Consider the following 1,918-nt stretch of genomic DNA (forward strand, 5'->3'; position numbering starts at 1 on the left):
GGAAGCCGCCGACCGCGCCCGCGTCGCTGCCGTCGCGGTGCAGCCACCAGAGCCCGTCGGCGGCCGGCGCCGTGCCGGCCGCGTAACGCCCCAGCAGCAGCACGCGGCTCTCGTCGGCCGAGACCGCGAAGTTGCGTATCTCCTCGGCCTGCAGCGGCAAGGTTTCCGGGTTGCGGCCCGCAGGCCTCGCGCGGATCTGTCCGTCCTGCAGGTAGTAGGCGGTCAGCCCCTGCGCCGACCATTGCGCGAGGCTCGTGCCGCTCGCGACGGTTTCCTGCTGCCCGCTGCGCAGATCGACGACGCGCAAGACGCTGCCGTTGTCGAGCAGATGCCACCCGTCGGCGGCGATCTGCAGCCAGGAATACAGGTAGGTATTGTTCGCCGGATAGTCGGTGTAGCCGGCGAGCGCGGCGGCCGTCGCCGTCGCGCTCACGCTGCCGTCGCGCTGCACCTGCACGACGCTGCCGGGTTCGGCGCGGCCGCAGACGAGGCTGTTGTCGTCGGTCACGTGCAGACGGCCGTCGCCGGCCACCGGATAGGTCAGCAGCGGCGGGGCCGGCGGCTGCAGATCGCGCGGCACGCCGCTGACCGGCGCGCTCGCGCCGCTGCGGTTGCCGGCCACGTCGACGGCTTCGACCGTGTAGTAGTAGCGCGTGCCGTCGACGAGCGGCGCGTCGCTGAAGCTCGTCGCGGCCGGCGTCGCAATCTCGCTGTACGGACCGTCGGCCGCGGCCGCGCGGCGCAGCAGATAGCGCACGGGCGCGCTGCCGGCGCCGGCGCTCCAGCCGAGGGCGAGACTGCGACCCTGCGGCGGCGCGACCACGGTCAGCGCCGTCGGCACGCCGGGGCCGCTGCCGCTGACCGTGAGGTTCACGCGGTTGGACGGCAGGCTTGCATTGTCGAACGCATCGTAGGCGACGACCTCGTAGGCATGACTGCCGAGCGCGAGGTTCGCGTCGACGTGGCGGCGTTCGCCCGCGGCGGCGACTTCGGCGATCGGCACGCCGTTGCGCGTCAGCACGTAGCGCGCGACGTCGGCCGCATTGCTCGCGGTCCAGGTCAGGGTCGCCGTCGCGTCCTGCAACGCGCCGCTGAGCACGACCGCATCGGGCGGCGTCGTGTCGCCGATGCCGACGTCGGCCGGCGCCGACCAGGCGCTTTGCTGCGCGGCCGTGTTGACCGCAGCGACGCGATAGCCGTGCGTGCCGTCGAGCACGGTCTGTTGCAGGGCCGTTGCGCTCTGCAGATGCCAGGTGCGCACGCGCACCTCGGCCAGGCGCAGTTGCGCATAGCCGCCGGCCGCATCGGGCGCGCGCACGACCAGGCGCAGCCGGTCGCTGCGGTAGGCCTGCGGCAAGGTCAGCGTGTAGGCGGCGGCGCTCGTGCGGCGCAGCTGCGTCAGGCGCAGCCAGTCGCCGTATTCGCTGCGCGCGTAGACGTCGACGTTGCCGGTCGCGGTTTCCGCGTCGCTCCAGTCGAGGTCGAGCGCGGAGACGATCTGCAGGTTGCCGAGTGCGATCTCCAGCGCCGGATCGGTGTCGCCGTTCTGGGCCAGCGGTTCGAACGTCGCCGCCAGATCCCAGGCCGTCGCCGTGTCGCCGTCGACGACGTACGCGGCGTCGCAGCAGGCGTCCGAGCTCGCGACCAGACCGTCCGCGACGTCGTCGGCCTGCACGTAGCCGCCGTTGCGCTGCACGCGATAGCCGAGCAGGTCGCTTTCCGTGTTCGCGTTCCAGGTCAGATCGACGACGTGACCGACTGCAGCGGCCTGCAGTCCGGCCGGCGCGGCCGGCGCGCTCGCGCGGCGCACGCCGGCCGTCGCGCGGCGCGAACGGTCGCCGTCGGCGCTGGTCACGCGCACGTGGAAGACGTTGCTGCCCGCGGCGAGCGCGAGCGCCTCGATGCGGAAGCGGCCGTC

1 protein-coding gene is annotated in these 1,918 nt (G+C 73.4%); it reads right to left on the reverse strand.

All coding sequences use genetic code 11. The features are described 5' to 3' along the window. The coding region (locus tag NON22_RS23620) for a fibronectin type III domain-containing protein (RefSeq protein WP_425508028.1) at nt 1–1,918 on the reverse strand (1,918 nt) is incomplete at both ends.

Source organism: Tahibacter caeni (assembly GCF_024609805.1).
GTDB classification, from domain to species: Bacteria; Pseudomonadota; Gammaproteobacteria; order Xanthomonadales; family Rhodanobacteraceae; genus Tahibacter; species Tahibacter caeni.